This is a genomic window from Neorhizobium sp. LjRoot104 (assembly GCF_964253725.1).
Taxonomy (GTDB): Bacteria; Pseudomonadota; Alphaproteobacteria; order Rhizobiales; family Rhizobiaceae; genus Neorhizobium.
The window spans coordinates 1,302,318-1,320,292 of record NZ_CAXURS020000002.1; the positions used below are offsets into that span (position 1 = coordinate 1,302,318).

General features: G+C 58.9%; 21 protein-coding genes. 12 read left to right on the top strand and 9 right to left on the bottom strand.

Annotated features, from left to right (window positions below; all coding sequences use genetic code 11):
- Nucleotides 1-6: 6 nt before the first annotated feature.
- From ACSQ8R_RS28240 to tnpA, 4 genes are all read right to left on the bottom strand, one after another.
- A complete protein-coding gene (locus ACSQ8R_RS28240; protein ID WP_436252703.1) occupies nucleotides 7-312 on the bottom strand; it encodes a hypothetical protein in 306 nt (101 codons plus the stop codon).
- Nucleotides 312-1,877: an IS66 family transposase gene (gene tnpC / locus ACSQ8R_RS28245; protein ID WP_436252704.1), complete on the bottom strand. Its 1,566-nt coding sequence runs from the start codon at nucleotides 1,875-1,877 to the stop codon at nucleotides 312-314. Before tnpC ends, ACSQ8R_RS28240 begins: the two co-directional genes overlap by 1 nt.
- A gap of 72 nt (nucleotides 1,878-1,949) precedes the next feature.
- Complete coding sequence (gene tnpB / locus ACSQ8R_RS28250; RefSeq protein ID WP_132442462.1) at nucleotides 1,950-2,297, bottom strand: IS66 family insertion sequence element accessory protein TnpB; 348 nt, start codon at nucleotides 2,295-2,297, stop codon at nucleotides 1,950-1,952.
- Complete coding sequence (tnpA, locus tag ACSQ8R_RS28255; protein WP_436252705.1) at nucleotides 2,294-2,680, bottom strand: IS66-like element accessory protein TnpA; 387 nt, start codon at nucleotides 2,678-2,680, stop codon at nucleotides 2,294-2,296. The genes tnpB and tnpA overlap by 4 nt, the downstream gene beginning before the upstream one ends.
- A 42-nt stretch (nucleotides 2,681-2,722) precedes the next feature.
- Here tnpA and ACSQ8R_RS28260 point away from each other — a divergent pair, with 42 nt between their 5' ends.
- From ACSQ8R_RS28260 to ACSQ8R_RS28295, 8 genes are all read left to right on the top strand, one after another.
- Nucleotides 2,723-3,631, top strand: a complete 909-nt coding sequence (locus tag ACSQ8R_RS28260) for an ABC transporter substrate-binding protein (protein WP_436256650.1) — start codon at nucleotides 2,723-2,725, stop codon at nucleotides 3,629-3,631.
- A gap of 10 nt (nucleotides 3,632-3,641) precedes the next feature.
- The gene (locus tag ACSQ8R_RS28265) at nucleotides 3,642-4,250 is read left to right on the top strand and encodes an ABC transporter permease (protein ID WP_436256651.1); all 609 of its coding nucleotides are present in this window, start codon (nucleotides 3,642-3,644) and stop codon (nucleotides 4,248-4,250) included.
- Between the two features lie 460 nt (nucleotides 4,251-4,710).
- The gene (locus ACSQ8R_RS28270) at nucleotides 4,711-5,652 is read left to right on the top strand and encodes a LysR substrate-binding domain-containing protein (protein WP_436256652.1); all 942 of its coding nucleotides are present in this window, start codon (nucleotides 4,711-4,713) and stop codon (nucleotides 5,650-5,652) included.
- A 349-nt stretch (nucleotides 5,653-6,001) separates the two neighbouring features.
- A complete protein-coding gene (locus tag ACSQ8R_RS28275; RefSeq protein WP_436256653.1) occupies nucleotides 6,002-7,084 on the top strand; it encodes an ABC transporter substrate-binding protein in 1,083 nt (360 codons plus the stop codon).
- Between the two features lie 70 nt (nucleotides 7,085-7,154).
- On the top strand, nucleotides 7,155-8,255 hold the full coding sequence (locus ACSQ8R_RS28280) for an ABC transporter ATP-binding protein (RefSeq protein ID WP_436256654.1): 1,101 nt from the start codon (nucleotides 7,155-7,157) through the stop codon (nucleotides 8,253-8,255).
- Nucleotides 8,255-10,072, top strand: coding sequence for an ABC transporter permease subunit (locus tag ACSQ8R_RS28285; protein WP_436256655.1), 1,818 nt, complete (start codon nucleotides 8,255-8,257; stop codon nucleotides 10,070-10,072). The genes ACSQ8R_RS28280 and ACSQ8R_RS28285 overlap by 1 nt, the downstream gene beginning before the upstream one ends.
- A complete protein-coding gene (locus ACSQ8R_RS28290; RefSeq protein ID WP_436256656.1) occupies nucleotides 10,059-11,147 on the top strand; it encodes a succinylglutamate desuccinylase/aspartoacylase family protein in 1,089 nt (362 codons plus the stop codon). The genes ACSQ8R_RS28285 and ACSQ8R_RS28290 overlap by 14 nt, the downstream gene beginning before the upstream one ends.
- A complete protein-coding gene (locus tag ACSQ8R_RS28295; RefSeq protein WP_436256657.1) occupies nucleotides 11,128-12,315 on the top strand; it encodes a threonine synthase in 1,188 nt (395 codons plus the stop codon). The genes ACSQ8R_RS28290 and ACSQ8R_RS28295 overlap by 20 nt, the downstream gene beginning before the upstream one ends.
- Here ACSQ8R_RS28295 and ACSQ8R_RS28300 read toward each other — a convergent pair.
- Entirely contained in the window at nucleotides 12,312-12,452 is a 141-nt protein-coding gene (locus ACSQ8R_RS28300; protein ID WP_436256658.1) for a hypothetical protein, read from the bottom strand. The genes ACSQ8R_RS28295 and ACSQ8R_RS28300 overlap by 4 nt on opposite strands.
- Nucleotides 12,453-12,992: 540 nt before the next feature.
- On the opposite strand from ACSQ8R_RS28300, the gene ACSQ8R_RS28305 reads away from it, so the two are divergent.
- Nucleotides 12,993-13,214: a hypothetical protein gene (locus tag ACSQ8R_RS28305; protein WP_436256659.1), complete on the top strand. Its 222-nt coding sequence runs from the start codon at nucleotides 12,993-12,995 to the stop codon at nucleotides 13,212-13,214.
- A gap of 28 nt (nucleotides 13,215-13,242) precedes the next feature.
- On the opposite strand, the gene ACSQ8R_RS28310 is transcribed toward ACSQ8R_RS28305, so the two are convergent.
- The 4 genes from ACSQ8R_RS28310 to ACSQ8R_RS28325 form a co-directional block, all read right to left on the bottom strand.
- Nucleotides 13,243-14,472: a type II toxin-antitoxin system HipA family toxin gene (locus ACSQ8R_RS28310; protein ID WP_436256660.1), complete on the bottom strand. Its 1,230-nt coding sequence runs from the start codon at nucleotides 14,470-14,472 to the stop codon at nucleotides 13,243-13,245.
- Complete coding sequence (locus ACSQ8R_RS28315; RefSeq protein WP_436256661.1) at nucleotides 14,469-14,708, bottom strand: helix-turn-helix domain-containing protein; 240 nt, start codon at nucleotides 14,706-14,708, stop codon at nucleotides 14,469-14,471. Before ACSQ8R_RS28315 ends, ACSQ8R_RS28310 begins: the two co-directional genes overlap by 4 nt.
- Before the next feature lie 116 nt (nucleotides 14,709-14,824).
- On the bottom strand, nucleotides 14,825-15,130 hold the full coding sequence (locus ACSQ8R_RS28320; RefSeq protein WP_436256662.1) for a hypothetical protein: 306 nt from the start codon (nucleotides 15,128-15,130) through the stop codon (nucleotides 14,825-14,827).
- Nucleotides 15,131-15,288: 158 nt separating this feature from the next.
- Nucleotides 15,289-15,615 carry a LysE family transporter gene (locus ACSQ8R_RS28325; RefSeq protein WP_436256663.1) on the bottom strand — a complete coding sequence of 109 codons (327 nt, stop codon included), beginning with the start codon at nucleotides 15,613-15,615 and terminating at the stop codon, nucleotides 15,289-15,291.
- Nucleotides 15,616-15,959: 344 nt separating this feature from the next.
- Here ACSQ8R_RS28325 and ACSQ8R_RS28330 point away from each other — a divergent pair, with 344 nt between their 5' ends.
- The 3 genes from ACSQ8R_RS28330 to ACSQ8R_RS28340 all read left to right on the top strand — a co-directional run bounded on the left by ACSQ8R_RS28330 (nucleotide 15,960) and on the right by ACSQ8R_RS28340 (nucleotide 17,964).
- On the top strand, nucleotides 15,960-16,382 hold the full coding sequence (locus ACSQ8R_RS28330) for a hypothetical protein (RefSeq protein WP_436256664.1): 423 nt from the start codon (nucleotides 15,960-15,962) through the stop codon (nucleotides 16,380-16,382).
- A complete protein-coding gene (locus tag ACSQ8R_RS28335; protein WP_436256665.1) occupies nucleotides 16,379-17,581 on the top strand; it encodes a DUF1173 domain-containing protein in 1,203 nt (400 codons plus the stop codon). The genes ACSQ8R_RS28330 and ACSQ8R_RS28335 overlap by 4 nt, the downstream gene beginning before the upstream one ends.
- Before the next feature lie 95 nt (nucleotides 17,582-17,676).
- Nucleotides 17,677-17,964 (top strand): WGR domain-containing protein, encoded by a 288-nt coding sequence (locus tag ACSQ8R_RS28340; RefSeq protein ID WP_436256666.1) that lies wholly within the window; start codon nucleotides 17,677-17,679, stop codon nucleotides 17,962-17,964.
- Nucleotides 17,965-17,975: the final 11 nt, after the last annotated feature.

Consider the following 17,975-nt stretch of genomic DNA (forward strand, 5'->3'; position numbering starts at 1 on the left):
AGGAATCTATGGGACGCGCTTCACCTCATCTGCCATGACTCGCTCGATGAGCTCGGGATCGCATTTTTCGTCGACGAGGAACTGGCGGATACCACCATCCCAGGTCCTGATGTCGGCGAGTAGATTTTGAAGGTCGTCGATTCCATTTTCGGTCAGACCCTTCGTGCCATCTTCACTGCCATCGCGCACATAAACCAATTCACCCCCGGCGATATTGTCCGAGTTGGCGGTCACCTCCTCGATGAGTTCGAGGTTCTCGCCGATCATACTGGCGACCTCTTTCAGCGTATAGATGAACCTCGATCGTGCCATCACGCCGCCTCGTATCGGTCTTTCGCCTGTGTCCAGTTCCAGGGCAACAGGTCCTCAAGTCGGTTCTTGGGGTGATCCTGGATCCGGGTCAGCACGTCTGTGAGATAGACCTCCGGATTGTGGCCATGGAGTTTGGCAGTCTCGATGATGGTCAGTATGTTGGCGATGCGCTCGCCGCCCTTGTCGGAGCCGGCGAACAGCCAGTTTTTTCTTCCGATTCCAAGCGGACGCATGGCCCGTTCAGCGATGTTGTTATCGATTTCGACCCGGCCATCGTCGATGTAAACGCTCAAGGCTGTCCATCGCGAGAGGGCGTATCGCATTGCTTCGGCCAGCTTCTGCTTCTGTGGCAGCGTCGGAAGCGTATCCTCGATCCAGGCCTTCAACTCTCCCAGTATGGGTCTGGCATGTTGTTGGCGCAGGGTACGCCGCTCGTCAGCCGGCATGCCGCGGATACGATCCTCGATATCGTAGAGCGCTCCGATCCGCGACAACGCTTCCTCAGCGATCGGAGACGGCTTCAGCTTGATCACATCATGGAACTTGCGGCGCACATGCGCCATGCACGCGGCTTCGATGATCTGGTTGCCGTAGAGTTTCTTGTAGCCCCCATAGCCGTCGGCATGCATCACACCGCTGAAGGTGGCGAGGTGGTCAGCCGGATGCTCGCCCTTGCGGTCAGGGCTATAGTAGTAGGCGATCGCGCCGGGAGTGGGGTCCTGGTAACCGCTTCCATCGAAGACATAGACCCAGACCCTGCCGGTCTTCGTCTTTCCTCGCCCGGGGTCGAGAACATCGACCGGGGTATCGTCCGTATGTATTCGGTCGACCGCGGCAATATGGGCTCTGATCAGCAAGATGAGAGGAGCCAGTAGAACGGAGACGCGACCGACCCAGTCCGCCATCACGGATCGGGAGATGTCTATCCCCAACCGGTCGTACATCTCGGACAGGCGGTAGAGGGGAATGTGATCGTCGAATTTGGCGACCATGATATGGGCCAGCAATCCCGGCCCGGGTTTGCCGCGCTCGATCGGCAGGGTCAGCATCTCACCCGCTACCGTCGTGTCGCACTCCCTGCAGATCATGCGCTTTTCGACATGACGGACAATCTTGACCGACGCCGGCACATGCTCCAACACCTGGACCACCCTGTCGGCCGCCTTCAGGAACGAAGTGCCACCACAGGTCGGGCAATTGCAGGGCGCCGCATAGACCAGCTCTTCGGTTGGAAGACCATCGGGCAATGGCTTGCGCTTCGGCTTCTCGGATGCGTGGTCCAACTCCGGCAGAGGAGTTTTCCCGGAGCGCAGTTCAGCCTCGGCACGGGAGGCCTCGATCTCCTCCAGCATCAGCTCAAATTGTTCGATCTTCCGGTCGACCTTTTCCGAAGAAGCGCCGTGCTGCCGATGGCGGAGCAGTTCCAACTGCGCGCGTAAAAGCCCGATGATGGAGTCGCGCTTGATGACCTCGGCTTCCTGGCTCTCAAGTTTCGCCGCCTGCTCGGCGACGAGCGCGCGCAAAGCAGATAGCTCGTCCTGACTGTCCAGCGGCGTTGTTTCCATACCCGCAAAGGTAGCCGATTTGCGCCAAAAACGCCAGTTTTTTGCCCCGGATCTCCCTGCAAAATATAGCTTTTACCCCGTTCGACCAGGAGCGGACGTCCACGCCGGGCGGCGCCAGTCGATCCCCTCAACGAGCATGGAAAGCTGCGCCTGCGTCAGGTGCGCTACGCCCTCTTTCGCCGTCGGCCACGGAAAGTATCCGCGCTCCAGAACCTTGTAGAACAGGCAGAACCCCTGACCGTCCCACCAGAGAAGCTTGATCCGGTCAGCGCGCTTGCCGCGGAAGCCGAAGATCGCACCGGAACTCGGTGCCTCCTTCACGACCGTTTCGACCAGCGCCGATAGACCATCAATGCCACGCCGCATATCGGTTACCCCGCAGGCCAGATAGACCCGTACATTCCCGGAAGGCCCGATCATGCCGCCTCCACGCAAGCGACCAGTGAGGACAGCACCTCAAGATCCATGTCAGCCGCAATTCTCAGCAAGCGGCCATTCCTCAGGACAATTTCAACGCCTTTCCATCGAGACCGAGCGCCGCTCCTCTTGAAGCCGTCACTCAAGCTCTCAGCTCCCCCGACAAGCGACACCGGGACGAACGATACGGTCTCTGAAGGTTTCAATTCGGGTGGCGAGAGCTTCCTTCGCCAGGCGTAAATCTGCTGTGGAAGAACGTCGTGCCGACGTGCCACATCCGACACGCTGCCATCCGCGCTGAACGCTTCGCGCAATATCGAACGCTTCTGTTCTGTCGACCACCGCCGCTGTCGCTCCGCACCCGTCAGGATCTCAACCTTGGCCATTCATACCCTGTTACGTCACAAATGATTCATCTGTGACGTAACTTGCGCCAATTATGCACACGACCAAAACCGGCTCACCGGACGCTCACCGAAAATCTACGCTATGCAGCACTCGAAGCCGGCGACGTCGACCTCATCGAATATCTTCCCTGGACGCAGTTCGACGCGGTCGAAGCTTCCAAGGCGCTGAAAATGAAGACCACTCTGGGACCGTTCATGTTCCTGCTGTTCAACGTCACCAGCGGCCCGTTCGCCAATCCAAAGGTGCGCCAGGCAGTCGGCTATGCGATCGAACGGCAGGATGTCGTCGATGCCGCCTTTGCCGGGCGGGGCGAGCCGCTTTACGGTCTCCCCAACCCTCGAGGGTCCAAATTCGATCTGGCCGATCCGGCACATGAATGGAAATACGACGTCGAGAAAGCCAAGGCACTGCTCGCCGAGGCCGGTTATGCCAACGGCTTCGAATGCCGCCTGCTGGCCACCGCAACCTATGGCATGCATCAGGACACTGCCTCCGTTGTTCAGGCCTATCTTGGCGCCATCGGCATCAATGCAACGCTCCACCTTCCCGACTGGGGCACACGCGTCACGGCGGGCAAGGAAGGCAAATACGACATCGCCGTCCACGGCACGTCGGGCAACTACAATGATCCGGATGCGCTCTGGTCGCTGCTCTATTCCGGCAATCCGTCCTACCTACAGTCCTTCGGTTTCAAGAGCGCCCGCATCGACGGCCTGCTCGAACAGGGCCGCAACCAGGTCGATCCGGACAAGCGCAAGGCGATCTACCAGCAACTGGCCGTCGCCTATTACGAGGAAGTGCCGCAGGTTCCGCTCAACTGGCGCATCCAGGCCTATGCGATGAAGCAATCGGTCGAAGGGTTCGAACAGTTGCCCGGCTTCCTCAGCGGTTCATCAGGCTACGTACTCGACGAGACCAAATTCGCATAAGGAGCGCTGCATGCTGGCCTTCATCTCTCGTCGCATGGCAGCAGCTGCTGCCATGCTGCTGGTTATCGGCACGATCATCTTCTCGCTTCTCATCGTTGTACCGGGCGACCCGGCCGAACTCCTGCTGTCGACGGGTGGCGGCTCCGCTTCCGCAGCAGCCATTGCCAATCTGCGGGCCAATATGGGGCTCGACCAGCCCGTCCTTACTCAATACGTAACCTTCCTCTACAACACGGCACGGCTGAATTTCGGCACATCGATCGTCGATAACGGCGCGATCTCGTCCGTCATCGCACTGCGCCTGCCGCGCACGCTGGAAATCATCGTCGCCGGTACGATTTTTGCGCTGCTGCTGGCACTTCCGGCAGGCACGGCGGCGGGATTGCGGGCCGGCGGCAAGTTCGACATTGCCACGTCTGCCATCAACGCGCTCTTGACCTCCGTGCCGGGTTTCGTGCTCGGCACCCTGTTCATCTACTTCTTCGCGCAGATCCTAGGCTGGCTGCCGGCCGGCGGTTATGTCGCCTTCGCGACCAATCCCGCTCAACATCTGCAGATGCTGATCCTGTTGAGCACCTTGCCCGGTTTAATCTCGTGCCACCTCAAAACTGCACCGTAACCTTCCGCCAGCAGCATGCGGTGGTATCTTCCCAATATTCTTACGCGTGGGGTACAGCTTTGATTGCGTGGCGCTACTAAGTGGGGAAACGCTTGCCCGCCATTCTCGGATCGATGGGCGCTCGTCAAATTTGAGCGAACGTTGCGATCACCTCGCTCGGCGCCCGGTGTTCCGTTGCGCGACCGGGCATCTTCTGCCATAAATCCATTGCTGTCGTCGGCAAGGGACCGCGCGAATTTACGCCCGCGCATTTCGCCTTTGGGTAACGTCCGGACCGAGATGGCACCTCGCCATGCCCGCGCCGGACGGTTTCGGGGTCGCCCTTGGCTGGGAATTTTCATACGACATCTGGCTTTGCTTCGATTGAAATCCGCGGGTTCTTTCTGTTCGTTGACGCGGACCTGGACGTCGCCGTCTCCGCCCAACCGGGGCTGTCATCCCGATACGGGGGTGATCGGCGATGAACCTCAGGCAGATCGAAGTTTTTCAGGCCGTTATGCGCACCGGCAGCATCACGGCCGGCGCCGAATTGCTCAACCTTTCCCAACCGGCCGTCAGCCGTCAGATCGAGCGGCTGGAGCAGGTCTCGAAACTCAAGCTCTTCAGCCGTGTCGGCCGCGGCATTCAGCCAACCCCCGAGGGCATGGCTTTTTATGAAGAGGTGAAGCGCGCATTCGTGGGGTTGGAGAACCTTCGCCACATCGCCGATACGATCAGCAATTTCAACACCGGCCATCTGCGCATCACATCGATTTCCGCGCTCGGGTTCGGTTTTTTACCACGGGTGATCACGCGCTTTTCGAAACAGCATCCGAACGTCGATGTTTCGCTGCAGGTTCGCAGCGCCGGCGCCGTCAGAGGCGTAACGGCCACCCAGGAGTTCGATCTTGGATTTCTGCCGGGTCCCCTGAATGACGGCGACCAGCATCTGGAACATTTCGCCGGTGTTGACGCGATATGCATCCTGCCCTCCGGCCACCCTCTGGCAGATAAATCCGAAATCGGACCTGGTGACCTTTCTGGTTCGCCGTTCATCGGGTTTGTGAAGGATGACGTCACCCGGCGGCAGGTCGACCAGATTTTCGCCGATGCGGGTGTCAAACCGAAACTGCATATCGAAACCCAGTACGCCGCGACCGTCTGCAACTTCGTCGCCCACGGCGCCGGTGTGTCGGTCGTCAGCCCATTTGCCGCGCTCGACTTTGCGGGCCATGGGCTCGTCATGCGCAACTTCCGCCCAGCGGTCAAACTTGACTATCTGATGGCAAGGCCGAGCTTGCGACCTCAATCCGCGGTTACCAGCAGGTTTCTTGCGGTTTTACGAGAGGAACGGGACCGCGCCCTCGCGCAGATCAGCATGGCCGCGGTGCAGATCGACGCCCCCGGAAGATCTCACGGATAAAGAACCTGGACCGGTCCGCGCAAAGGAGAGCAGACATGAATTTCATCCATCGTGTTGATTAAATTCGTTCTTCTATTCCTGACTGGTGAACTCGATCAGCGGAACCCTCTTGACCGGCGTAAACTCACATTACACCCGCGCATGAATTGCGATCATATTTCGATTGGACGCTGAGCTCTGGATCCGCTGAATTCGCAATAGTTCGGCACGCAACCGTTTCATTCCGATGGGCGCATACGGATCGCGTCGCTATCGCCGCGTCAAGCGCCTTGGTCTCGCCGACTGTGGATCTCGATTGCCAACAATCCATCGCGCCAGACGATGGACGGACCAAAAGGGGAAGGCAGACATGCAGTCAAAAACTCAAACAAGGATGGCGGCAATCGATCGCAGGGGCTTCATGGCGGCGTCGGGCACCGCGCTGCTGGCCGCGCCGTTCATACGAACCGCCTCGGCCAGAAACCGTACCCTGACCATTCGTGATCCGGGAGGCCCGGTCGGAGAAGCCTACAGAAAAGCATTCTTTGAACCGTTCAGCAAACGGGCCGGGGTTGACGTTATCGGCGTCCAATCCTCTCACGGCCCGACCGGTGAGATTAAGGCGATGGTCGAGGCAGGCAACTATGCCTGGGACGGCGCGCTGCTTGACATGAGCGATGTCGCCGTCCTCACGGACCGCCAGTATCTCGAAACGGTGTCGGGACCGGGAGGGCTCGGACCGAATGCCTCGCAGATCCCTGCCGACCTGCGCAATGATTTCCTGATCGGAGCAATGGGTTATGCCACGATCCTTGCCTATCGCACGGACACGATGGGCCGACAGCCACCAACAAACCTCGCGGACTTCTGGAATACCGCCGCAATTCCCGGAGTACGTTCGCTTCGCAAACATGCCAACGGAACACTTGAACCGGCCCTGTTGGCCGACGGGGTCGAAAAGCCGCATCTTTACCCCCTCGACCTCGATCGGGCGTTCAGGAGCCTCGACAGGATCAAGAACGATATCGCGGTGTGGTGGACAGGTGGGGCGCAGACCTCCCAGATGCTCAAGACCGGCGAGGTGGACTGCCTAGTGACCTGGAATGCGCGGGCGCAGGTCGCAATCGACGACGGCGCGCCCGTGAACATCGTCTGGAAGGACGCAATGTTTTCGTTTGCCGGCTTCGCCATTCTCAAAGGCGGCCCGAATGTCGAACTGATGCGCGAGTTCGTGGAATTCGCTTCAGCAGGCGAACGTCAGGCAGAGTTCGTCAAGCACTCGACGAGCGGCCCTTGCAATCCCAAAGCCTTCGATTTCATCGAGCCGAAGCTTGCCAAGATCCTTCCCACAAACCCCAGCTATTTCGCGGAAATGTTCGTCATGGACGCGAGATGGTGGGGCAGCAATAACGCCATCGCTCAAGAGCGCTACGAGAACTGGCTGGTCGGGTAACGCCCGGCCAGGCCTCACCATGGCTCTAACGCGAGCATCGATCAGACCGCATATCCGGGAGGTATTTGCATTGAAAGAACGCATCAACAAGCTGGCGATCCGGGGACTTACAAAAAGATACGGATCGGCCACCGCCCTCAGCCACGTCGATCTTGATCTGGCGGATGGTGAATTTCTGACCATGCTGGGCCCTTCCGGCTCCGGCAAGACGACGCTCCTGTGGGCGGTCGCAGGCCTCAATCAGCCTGACGACGGCAAGATATGGATCGACGGTCGCGAAGCGACCTATCTGCCCGCGTCAGATCGCGACATCGGCATGGTTTTTCAAAACTATGCGCTGTTTCCCCACATGACGGTGGCGGAAAATATTTCGTTTCCGCTCGAGATGCGGAAAATGCTTGCCGCCGAGCGCCTGCCGGCGATCAGGCGGGCGCTTGAAATGGTGAAACTGGAGCATGTCGGAAACCGCTATTGCAGTCAGCTTTCGGGCGGACAGCAGCAACGTATCGCCCTAGCGCGTGCGTTCGTCGCCAATCCATCGATCGTGCTCATGGATGAGCCGCTTGGGGCGCTCGACAAGAAATTGCGCGATCATCTGCAATTGGAGATCAAGCGGCTGCATGCGCAGCTGGGAATGACGGTTCTTTATGTGACGCACGATCAGGAGGAAGCAATGGTGATGTCCGACCGCATTTGCCTGATGAACCGCGGACGGATCGAGCAGATCGGTGCACCTGACGAGCTCTACTTCCGGCCGAAAAGTCTGTTTGCGGCGGACTTCCTCGGCGAGTCGAATCTCATCAGCGGCAGGATCATCGCCGAAGAAGCGGGATGTCTTGTCCTGGAACTCCCGGGAATCGGGACGATCCGGAGTCGGCACACATCGCTGGATGGGCATGGCACCGATGTCGTCCACTTTACACGGCCGGAATCCATCGAGATCCTTTCCGGCGCGGAGACCAGGGCTAACCAATTGCGTGGTCAGGTGACTGATGTCGTCGTTTCAGGGGCGATCACCAAACTGTTCATCCTTGTCGGAGAGACATCGATATTGCAGCTTTCGCAACTGACCCGCGGTTCGCGAGGTGTTTGCAAAGGCGAGCTGCTCACCATCGGTTGGGACGATGACGTCGGCAGGGTCTTCTCTGATGACCAGCGGGAGGCTGCGTGATGGCGAGAATTGATTTTGTCGCCGGAACCGCAGCACCGCTGCGCATCTGGCCGACATGGAACAAGCTCTATTGGCAGACCGGACCCGTGGCGGTGTTTCTGCTATCGCTGTTCGTCATTCCTGTCGTGTTGCTTCTGGGCCTAAGCTTCCTGGATGATCGCAGCCTGCCGTCGCTTGAACATTACCAACGGCTGATCGAAGTCCCGCTCTACGGCAAGGTGCTGCTCACGACTCTTCAGGTGGCTTTCTACACCACGCTGCTTTGTGTCGTTGGCGCCTATCCGGTGGCCTATCTCCTGGCGGCCTCACGGGGATCAACACGTAACTGGCTCATCATTCTGGTCTTGATGCCGTTTTGGACGAGCTTCCTCGTGAGGGCGTTCGCATGGATCGTGCTTCTAGGCCGCAAGGGCGCCGTCAATCAGATCTTGCTTGCAATGGGGATTGTCGATGCCCCGCTCCAGTTGATCTACAACTTCGCCGGCGTGATGATCGGCATGACCCATGCTCTGATGCCGTTGGCGATCTTGACGCTTCTTGCGGTGATGGAGGGTATCGACCCGAACCTGCCGAGGGCTGCTGCGACGATGGGGGCAAAGGGTGGGACACGTTTTTGGCGGATTTACTTCCCCCTGACCATGCCTGGCGTCGCGTCCGCCGCGCTTCTGGTCTTCATCACGTCGCTCGGCTTTTTCATCACCCCAGCCCTTTTGGGTGGCCCTCACGACACGATGATCGTCCAGCTCATCATATTCCAAATCAGGGAAGTCCTGAACTGGCAATTTGCCGGAGCCATCGGCGTTCTGCTCGTCATCACTTTCATGGCGATCTTTCTCGTCTACGACCGGGTATTCGGCCTGTCGGTTATCGGCGGGAGCGCGCAGGCAAGCGTGCCAGCGAAGAGATCGTCCGTCAGACGGTGGGCGGTCCTTGCGGGAAACGCCGTCACTTCCGTGTTAGCCAATCTTACCGATGCGGCCATCTACGCATTAACGATCCTGAAACAACAAGAGAAAATCCGAGGTGGCAGAACGCGCATCGGACTCTACGCCGCTTGTGCGTTCGTCCTGGCCTTTCTCGCGCTTCCCACCCTATTCGTTCTGCCGGTCTCGTTCACCTCCGAGGCCTTCCTCACGTGGCCCCCAAAGCTTTTCTCGCTACAATGGTATCGGTTGCTGCTGGATTCGCCGGTATGGCTCGGTGCGGCTGCGAGATCCTTCATGGTCGCACTCATCGCTGCCACCATCGCAATGCTGTTTGCCGTGCCCTGTGCTTTCGCACTGGCGCGCGACAATTTCGCCGCAAAGCCTGCCCTGTTTGGGCTGGTTGTTGCGCCGATGATCGTACCGAACATCTTCATCGCCGTTGGCCTGTTCTTTCTCTTTTCGCGGATTGGAATTGCCGGGACCACGTTTGCGGTCGTCCTTGGGCATACGGTCATTGTGATCCCTTACATCGTCATCACCGTGCTTGCCGTCATCAAGGGTTACGATCGCAATCTCGACTATGCGGCCGCCACCATGGGTGCAAGCGGCATGCAGACCTTCCGCCGCGTGACATTTCCCCTGATCCGCTCAGGCATCATCGCGTCGTTCATGTTCGCATTCATCATTTCCTTCGACGAGTTGACGATCGCTCTGTTTGTCACCGGCGGCCGCATCACCACCCTGCCCAAGCTCATGTACGAGGATGCCCTGCTGGCGGTCAGCCCGCGTCTGGCAGCGGTGGCGAGCCTCCTGCTGGTTTTCATGAGCATCATCATCGTGGTTTCGGAATTGATCCGACGCAAGGGAGGATACCGCCATGGTCAAAATTGAGCCCTCGACCAGCAGGCAAACAGCACAAGCCGGATCGGCGAACCGGACGGGTCGGATCGTCGCGAATGGGGTGGAAACGCCGATCTCGACCCTTCTCGACTTCGACAAGGACGGCAAGCAGGACGGGTCCCTTCACCTTTACCATTCACGGGAAACCAACGGCTATGGCTACATTCCGATCCCGGCGATCTCGCTCAAGAATGGCACTGGTCCGACGGCCCTGCTGGTCGGCGGCAATCATGGCAATGAGTATGAAGGTATCGTTGCACTGATGAACCTAGCCCGTGATCTTCAGGTGGAATGGGTGCACGGTCAGATCATCATCCTGCCATCGCTGAATTTTCCGGCGGTGATGGCCGGAACAAGGTCCTCCCCGCTTGATGGCTCGAACCTCAATCGTTGCTTTCCTGGCAACGCACTCGGCAGTCCGACGCAAGTGATCGCGCATTATGTCAGCACGGTACTTTTGCCCCGCGTCGATCTGGTGCTCGACCTGCACGCCGGGGGGCGCTCCTCGGAGTTTATCCCCTGCGCGTTGTTGCGCGAGAATGAAAGTGGCCAACAGCCCGCCGAATTGCGACGCCTGGCCGAGTGGTTCGGCGCGCCCGTCAGCTTTTTTAGCAGTGGCAAGGGCGGAGGAGGCAGTCTCACCCTTTCGGGCGAATGCACGAGGCAAGGCATAGCCTGCCTGACGGTCGAGCTCGGAGGAGGTGAAATGCTGTCCCTGCAAGGGCTCCAGCTTGCCAGCGAGGGGATAAAGAGGATCCTGAAACAGGTCGGCGTCCTGCCCTCGATAAACGTGACAACAGCTAACCTGACGCGCTGGATGGTAAAGGGGCCAAGCAGTCGCCTGCATGCACCTGTCGCCGGAATATTCGAACATCGCATCCAGCTGGGCGAATATGTTTCCGCCGGCAAGCTCGCAGGGCTCATTCATTTCCCGGACTTCCCCCTTTGCGAACCGAAGGAAGTGCGTTTCGAAACATCCGGCTATGTCCTGTCCCGCCATATACCCGCCTTGGTTGGCAGAGGCGACGAGCTGTGCACCTTCCTCAATGACGAAGTCCGGCCATAAGGCAATGGTCAGGCAAGCAAACGGGATCAGACCGGTTCGCGTCATCGAGCCAAATCCTTCTCTGTCCGGCATGCAGTGCATCAAATGCCAAAGGACCTGGCCGATCGGCGACTATTTTTACGGCTGTCCGGCATGCTCTGCGTCAGGGGCGCCCGCGAGCGTTGCACCGGTTTTTGATAGTTTTCCGGAATTGAAGGGCGCCGGCGATATTGCAAACTGGCTCGCTTATCCGGGTCATCCCCACCTCGGTGAGGGAAATACCCCCCTCCTCGAACTGACCGAGACCGCGGCAAAGAACAAGATCAAATGGCTGAGAATAAAAAACGAGGGCGCAAATCCCACCGGCTCGCACAAGGACAGAATGAGCGCGGCCATCGTTCGCCGAGCCCTCGATATCGGCGCCCGCACACTCACGGTCGCTTCAAGTGGAAATGCCGGCGTCTCGCTCGCGGCATTTGCGGCCCATGCAGGCCTCAAATGCGTGGTCGTCACCACCGCAGCAATGGCGTCAGGCTGGCGAAAAGCGATCGAGCTACACGGCGCCGAAGTGATCGTGGCGCCGAACGCCGCGGCGCGATGGGAATTGGTTTCCGTCCAAGCCAGGTCAGGCGAGTGGTATCCGGCCAGTAACTTTACAATCCCGGCCGTCGGCAGCAACCTGTTCGCCGTGGACGGGTACAGGGCGATAGCGCTTGAACTCTATCTGGCCTTGGGAGCGGAGCAGCCAAGCGACATCATCGTGCCGGTCTCCCGGGGCGATCTGCTGTGGGGACTGGCAAAGGGGTATGCCGACCTTGTCTGCGCCGGTCTTGTGAGAGACATCCCGCGAATTCACGCCGCCGAACCGTTTCCCCGAATTGCGCGGGTCATGGCGGGGGAAGACTATGTGGGACAGTTTGATGGGCAGTCGCCGTTTCTCTCTCTGGGTGGAACAACCGTCACCTATCAGGCGATCGCTGCGTTGCTCAGCTCGCGAGGAGCGGTCGCCGGGCCGTCGGCCGATCAGACAATCGCCGCGCAGCTTGAACTGGCACGAGCCGGTCTCTTCGTCGAGAGTTCGAGCGCGGTCGCGCTCGCCGGACTCAAGATCCTGCGCGAGCAGTCTGTCATTACCCGGGATGCATCAGTCGTGCTGATCCTGACGTCACATGGCTATAAAGAGGGCTAAAATCTCCAGTAGGAGACGTTGACGTAATGAGCGATCCGCGCTGTGTCGGAGCGTGGGATCGCTGATCGAAAGGCGGTGACGATCATGCCCGTCTGGTCCGACATTGCCTTCCGATTGTTCGAGACCAGTACCATCATGTCGCAGGCTCCCTACATCAAACGCCCCATGTCATATGGCGCGTCCGTTGCATAAAGACGTAAGGCGGACGGCAAAATCTATTGCAGCGCATCCACAAGAGAAATCCGCGAAAGGACGCGGCCCACCGCATCCGTAATGATGATTGCGTTCAGCGTGAGAGGTTCCTCTGACCTGAGATGGTCGGCGATGGTGGAGCGGATAGCGTCGAGCGACTCGCCTCTAGATTATAAGCGTTCATAGCCAAAATGGCATTCATAAGCTCATTTGTCATTTTGTTTAGCCCCCCACTAAAAAATGTATTTTTATCTACTGTGCGATCAGCTTTGCCTGAGATACCACAAGAACTCAGGATCAACCTTCCGGGTGGAGAGATCTCCAGCCTTATTGACGAGGTCCTCTCTTTTTATCCGCGAGCCCCGAGCAAACGCTGATTTGAATTTTGACGTACGACACGTCAGTTCTCTTCTGAGCCACGACGGCACGGAATATCGGGCCACCCAGCGATCAGCGCATTGATGAAGGTTGAGTTGCCGTCCCGGATGGCAAAACGTCCCGCTTCCATCTCCGTGAGCCTGCGCCACACCTATATCTGCCTGCGTCTGCTGGAGGGAGCGGACATCTACCAGATTGCGAAAAACTGCCGAACGAGCGTGGAGATGATCGAGAAGCACTATGCGGTGCATCTCAAGAACACGCTGGATGCAAGCGCCCTCAATGTGCGGCGCAAGGCAAAGCTCGCTCCGGCTCTGGTGCTGGAATAGCGCCCCTGCGTGTCAGAAACCGTATCCGCTAAGCTAGCGCCTTGCGAATCCGCTCAACGGTCACTTTGCTGACCTCATGCTTGCCCGCGAGTTCAGGCCAGCGGGACAAAGCCTCGCGCGTCCGGTCAATCGCCTCGGCGATCGTTTTCTTGTTCAGTTTGGCGGCCTCGCCAAGTTTCTGCAGATGGTTGGTGGCGGGATTGCGTCCCTCCCCCATGACCATGGTGCTCTGCTCCCCGCGAGGTCCATGGGAGAACGTCAGATCATAGGCCGGGGACAGCGCCCATCGGCCCGTTTCGTCCATCAGGAACGAAAAGTTCTTGCTGTGGTCGTCACGGTTATGGGCCAGCACGTTGAAGACGGCCAGGCGGAACATCTTCTCGATTTCGCGGACATCCCTGGTCAGGAACCCGGTCAACGCAATCAGGTCTTCGTAATCAAGGGCCGGGACGCGGAAATCGGAATGCAGCACGCCACAGGCGGTGTGCATATGCAGGCGTTTTTCCCCGTGCCGGTCAAAGCGCTTGGTGGCGAAATACCCCGCACCTTTCCGGGCCGGGAAAAGATGGACATCCGGCATGTCGACACCGGCGTCCCGCGCCATCAGGGCATACACATATTCGACCGCGCCGGCGTCGCTCCCGTCCTGGGAATTGGCAAACTTCACCAGCCAATGGTCATGCCCCTGCGGCAACCTGGCCACGCCGTGCGCGATGTGCCGCCGTGCGGCGTCCAAACCGATCATCGCCTTGGGACGCGCGCCGGCGGAGGAGCCGTTCAAAAGCAAGAGTTCTTTCAGGACGTCTTCCGACGCCCCGTCCAGCACGTCCTGTGCCTGCCGGGCGAGTTCATCCAGGTTGACCGCGCCGTCCACATCCGCGACGCCATAATCCGGTTCGAAGACCAGGGCACCCATGCCGTCGCGGCCGACATGCGCTAATCGGTCGAGCGGCGTGAGCGTTTCCGGGGCAATACCCTCGGAGCGTACAAAGCGGTCGAATAAGAGGCGGCCCCACCCATCGGGGAGACTGTCGCTGAACACCCCCGGCAAACCCTCGAACAGAGAGCCGTCGAACGTCGCAAGTCCGGGTTTCAGGGGCAACCGGAGCGGGGAAATCTCCATGCCGCTCCGAATGAAGCCGCTGTCATACTCAAAATAAATCCTGCGCGCGCGCGCGGCGAGCCGTCCGACGGGGATCGTTTCGCCGCCAAAATTCAAGCCCACCTTGATTTCCGTAGCAGACAGATAATTCTTCATGAGCGGCGGCCCCGCTTGCGCACGACCCTGTTGGTGTCGGCCTTGAGGACGTCATCGATCGAGGCGAAAGGTGCCTCGCGCGACGCCACCGCCTGCACCACCTCTTCCATACCGCCAACCACCATGAGAAGCTTCAAAAACGCCTCCAGCGAGATCACGCCCTTCTGCTCGAACTTGCGCAGGCTCGGCAGCGGCACCCCGGAGCGCTTGGACAGCCCTTCCTGCGTCAATTCCATGGCCAGCCGCCGGGTACGGACATGATCCGCGAGCATTTGCTGGGCATGTGACGGGCTCACAAGTAATATCATAATGTTAGAATTGCCTATAAATTGGCTTTTCTAACATTATAGGGTTAGTATCTGGCGTGTGCAAGCCGCATGATAGCATCCGTGCCGTTCCGGCAAATAGCGGCAGATCGCGCGAGCAGTCCACGCTGACCGAAGGCAAATTTCAATATTAAGGAACGGGACCAGCCGTTCATAGTCATTGCTTGGGGGGGTGGCGGATTGCGCGTCCTAAAACCCTGACGAGCAAATTCCTCCTCGGCTTCGACAAGAGCCATTGCCAGGAAATACCCGACCATGGTCAGATTCGGATGGCCCCGGACCATCTCCAAAAGCCCGCGCAGGTGCTCAATGACCTTCTTCAAATCATCCATGGCTAGCCCGTCCCTCTACTTAAAAGGTAACAAGGATGACGTTCATTTGAACCATACGTTTTGACGGGTAGCCTCTGGATGCGCGCGACCTCTGCCCCTGTGCCGGAGGGCAGACCGAATGGCGCCCACCTGCCCTTGATCTATTCCCTAGAAAACCATCAACGTCCGCGTGTATCAATGCGGAAGGCCGAACTCACTAGGATGCCGGCAAGCAGCAGGGTACCCAGCCATTCGATGTTGTCGAGCTTGCCCAAGGTCGATGCGCCGAAGGCCGCCAGAAGACACGCAGATGTCGCTCCAAATGCAATGCCTGCGGCGACGCTGATAACCCGACGCCATGATGGCTTGAGCGCGGTGCGCAGGACGACCAGCAGGTTCGGTCCCGGTGTGATCAGCATAAGCGCGTAGGGCAATATCAGAGAGGACAGGAGTGGCAACATTCTCATCGTCAGGGTGGATTGAAACGCTGGGCTGGCGGCCAACATGGCGATTATCACAAATGCGGCATCATCCGGTTGTATATTGTCGAGCGGCAACCGTGGAAACACGGCTCTGCCCGATCTCGTCGGCCCTCGAGGGCGGCCACCGTCACCGTTCGCCGAAAGACATTGTCTGCCGCCCTGCAACCTCCCGCCCCTAAGCGCGGAACTGACGACCGTGATCATCGAGCGCACCCGGACAAGGCCGGCTCCCGAAATGTCCCTTCACATTTCAATGCTGGCTTCGTAGAACTTCTCGATACCGCCGAAATAATTCACATGAACTTTGCACTGATCATGTCCCTACCCTGCTAAGATCAACCGGGCGAAAGTCAATCCGGGGTGTGGGCATGGCGGTCCGTAAGATCCAGCATGGTGATGTGACAAGCGTCCTCGCCTTGATGAAGAGGCACGCGGACGTCGAAGGCTATGGTGACATTTTTGCCATAGACGAGCAGGCATTAAGCTGGCTGGTCCTCGACCGGGCACCGCCGGCTTGTAACATCTTGGTCAGCGAAAACCCGGACGGGAAAATCGTCGGGTTCGCGCTTTATTTTATTCTGGAATTCACGTTTAGAAACAAGTCCATGCTGTATCTGAACGATTTTGTCGGAGCAACGCGCAGGCAAAATTGGAGGGGCCGCGTGGCCTTGAGGCGGCATTATCCTTGCGCCACAATCGAAGATCTCAGCAGACAGGGGTATTCTCTCGTGTGGCACCCTCTTGGGACCGCACCTCAAGCGAAAGATCGGTTGGAGGCGCTGGTGCCATGAGCAGACGTTACCGGATAGGCCAGGCCATCGTGACAGAGGAGGACGCCCGCTTTGGCGCCGTCCTTGCCGAGGCGTACCGGACCCGGCAAAGGCCGATCTGCCTGTGCGGCGATACGGGCGTGGCAATGTATATCGCCCGCAACGGCGATCAGTTTCTCGTCAAGCGTATGCCCCTTTCGGGTTCTGAACACGATCCGCAATGCCATTCCTATGAACCGCCGTACGAGCTTTCAGGCCTTGGCCCATTGATCGGCGGAGCGATCCAGCTCGATCCGGATAGCGGCATGGCAGCGCTCAAGTTGGATTTCTCCCTGTCGAAGCGTGGGGCAGTAAAGTCCACGGGTGGCGCGGCGCAAGATGAAGGGTCAGTTAAGAATGAGATCAAGAAGCTATCGCTGCGCGGTCTGCTGCACTATCTCTGGCACCAGGGCGGATTGACCGAGTGGACCGCGCATTGGGCCGGCAAGCGACACTGGTTTCAGGTTCGCAGCCATCTCATCGAAGCGGCGGCGACGATGACCGTCAAAGGCGGGTCACTGGCGGAGCGCCTGTTCATCCCTGAGAACTTTCGACTGGATGACAAGGCCGGCATCGAACAAAGACGGGCTGCTGCGCTTGGAGGCATTCGCGCTCCGGCGTCAGGGCCGAAGAAACTGATGCTGCTGATCGGCGAGGTGAAGGAGTTTGCGTCGGCGCGCAGTGGCCGGAAGATCGTCGTCAAGCATATGCCGGGTTTTCCGTTGATGATCGAGGAGAGTGCATGGCGGCGCCTGCAGAAGCGTTACGCTGCGGAGTTGGAACTCTGGCAGGCCAATGACGGATTTCATCTTGTCGTCATAGCAACATTTGGGGTGACGCAGTCCGGTCTAGCGAGCATTGACGAGGTTGCCCTGATGTCGGCAAGTGAGCAATGGCTCCCGGTTGAGAATACCGACGAGCAACGACTGGTCGAGCGCCTGTCGCGGCTCAGCCTGAAAAGCGTCAAAGGCCTGCGGTTTAACCTGTCGTCGACACAGCCGATTGCAGCGGCAACCCTTCCCCATCGTCGGCCGCGTCCCGCAGCGCTCTATATCGTGCCCCCCGATGCCGATGATGAATTCGAAGCAGCGCTTTCGGAGATGATCGCGGCGCGAGGCGATGTCGAACCGTGGATATGGCGTGTGGGAGAAGGCGAGATGCCGCCCATTCCGATCGGGTAGGACTCGTTGGATCACTGGGTCGAATCGATCCTGGTTAACCGATTCAAAATTCTCATTGAACGCAGATTCGCAAAGCGACGATTGTGACGGCATGATTGCCCAGCCCTATCATCTTTATCGAACGGATCGATGCCCACGAAGAAGATGGCACGGGTCTATTCGCTGTCAATCCGCCAACCTTGTTCGGAGAGGCGTCGCTCCTGTGCTGCTGGAGCCGCATTGGCTGTCGCGATCAGCAGATAATCCACATGTTCGCGGCTGAGGTACAGGCAGTCGCATTGCTCCTCGATTTGCTGTCGGAGAAGCGCAAGAAGGGCTATCGCCCGCGCACAAGCTGTGGAAATCCGGGCTATCCGGCGCCGATTGCCATTACGGCACAATGACATCGCCCGGA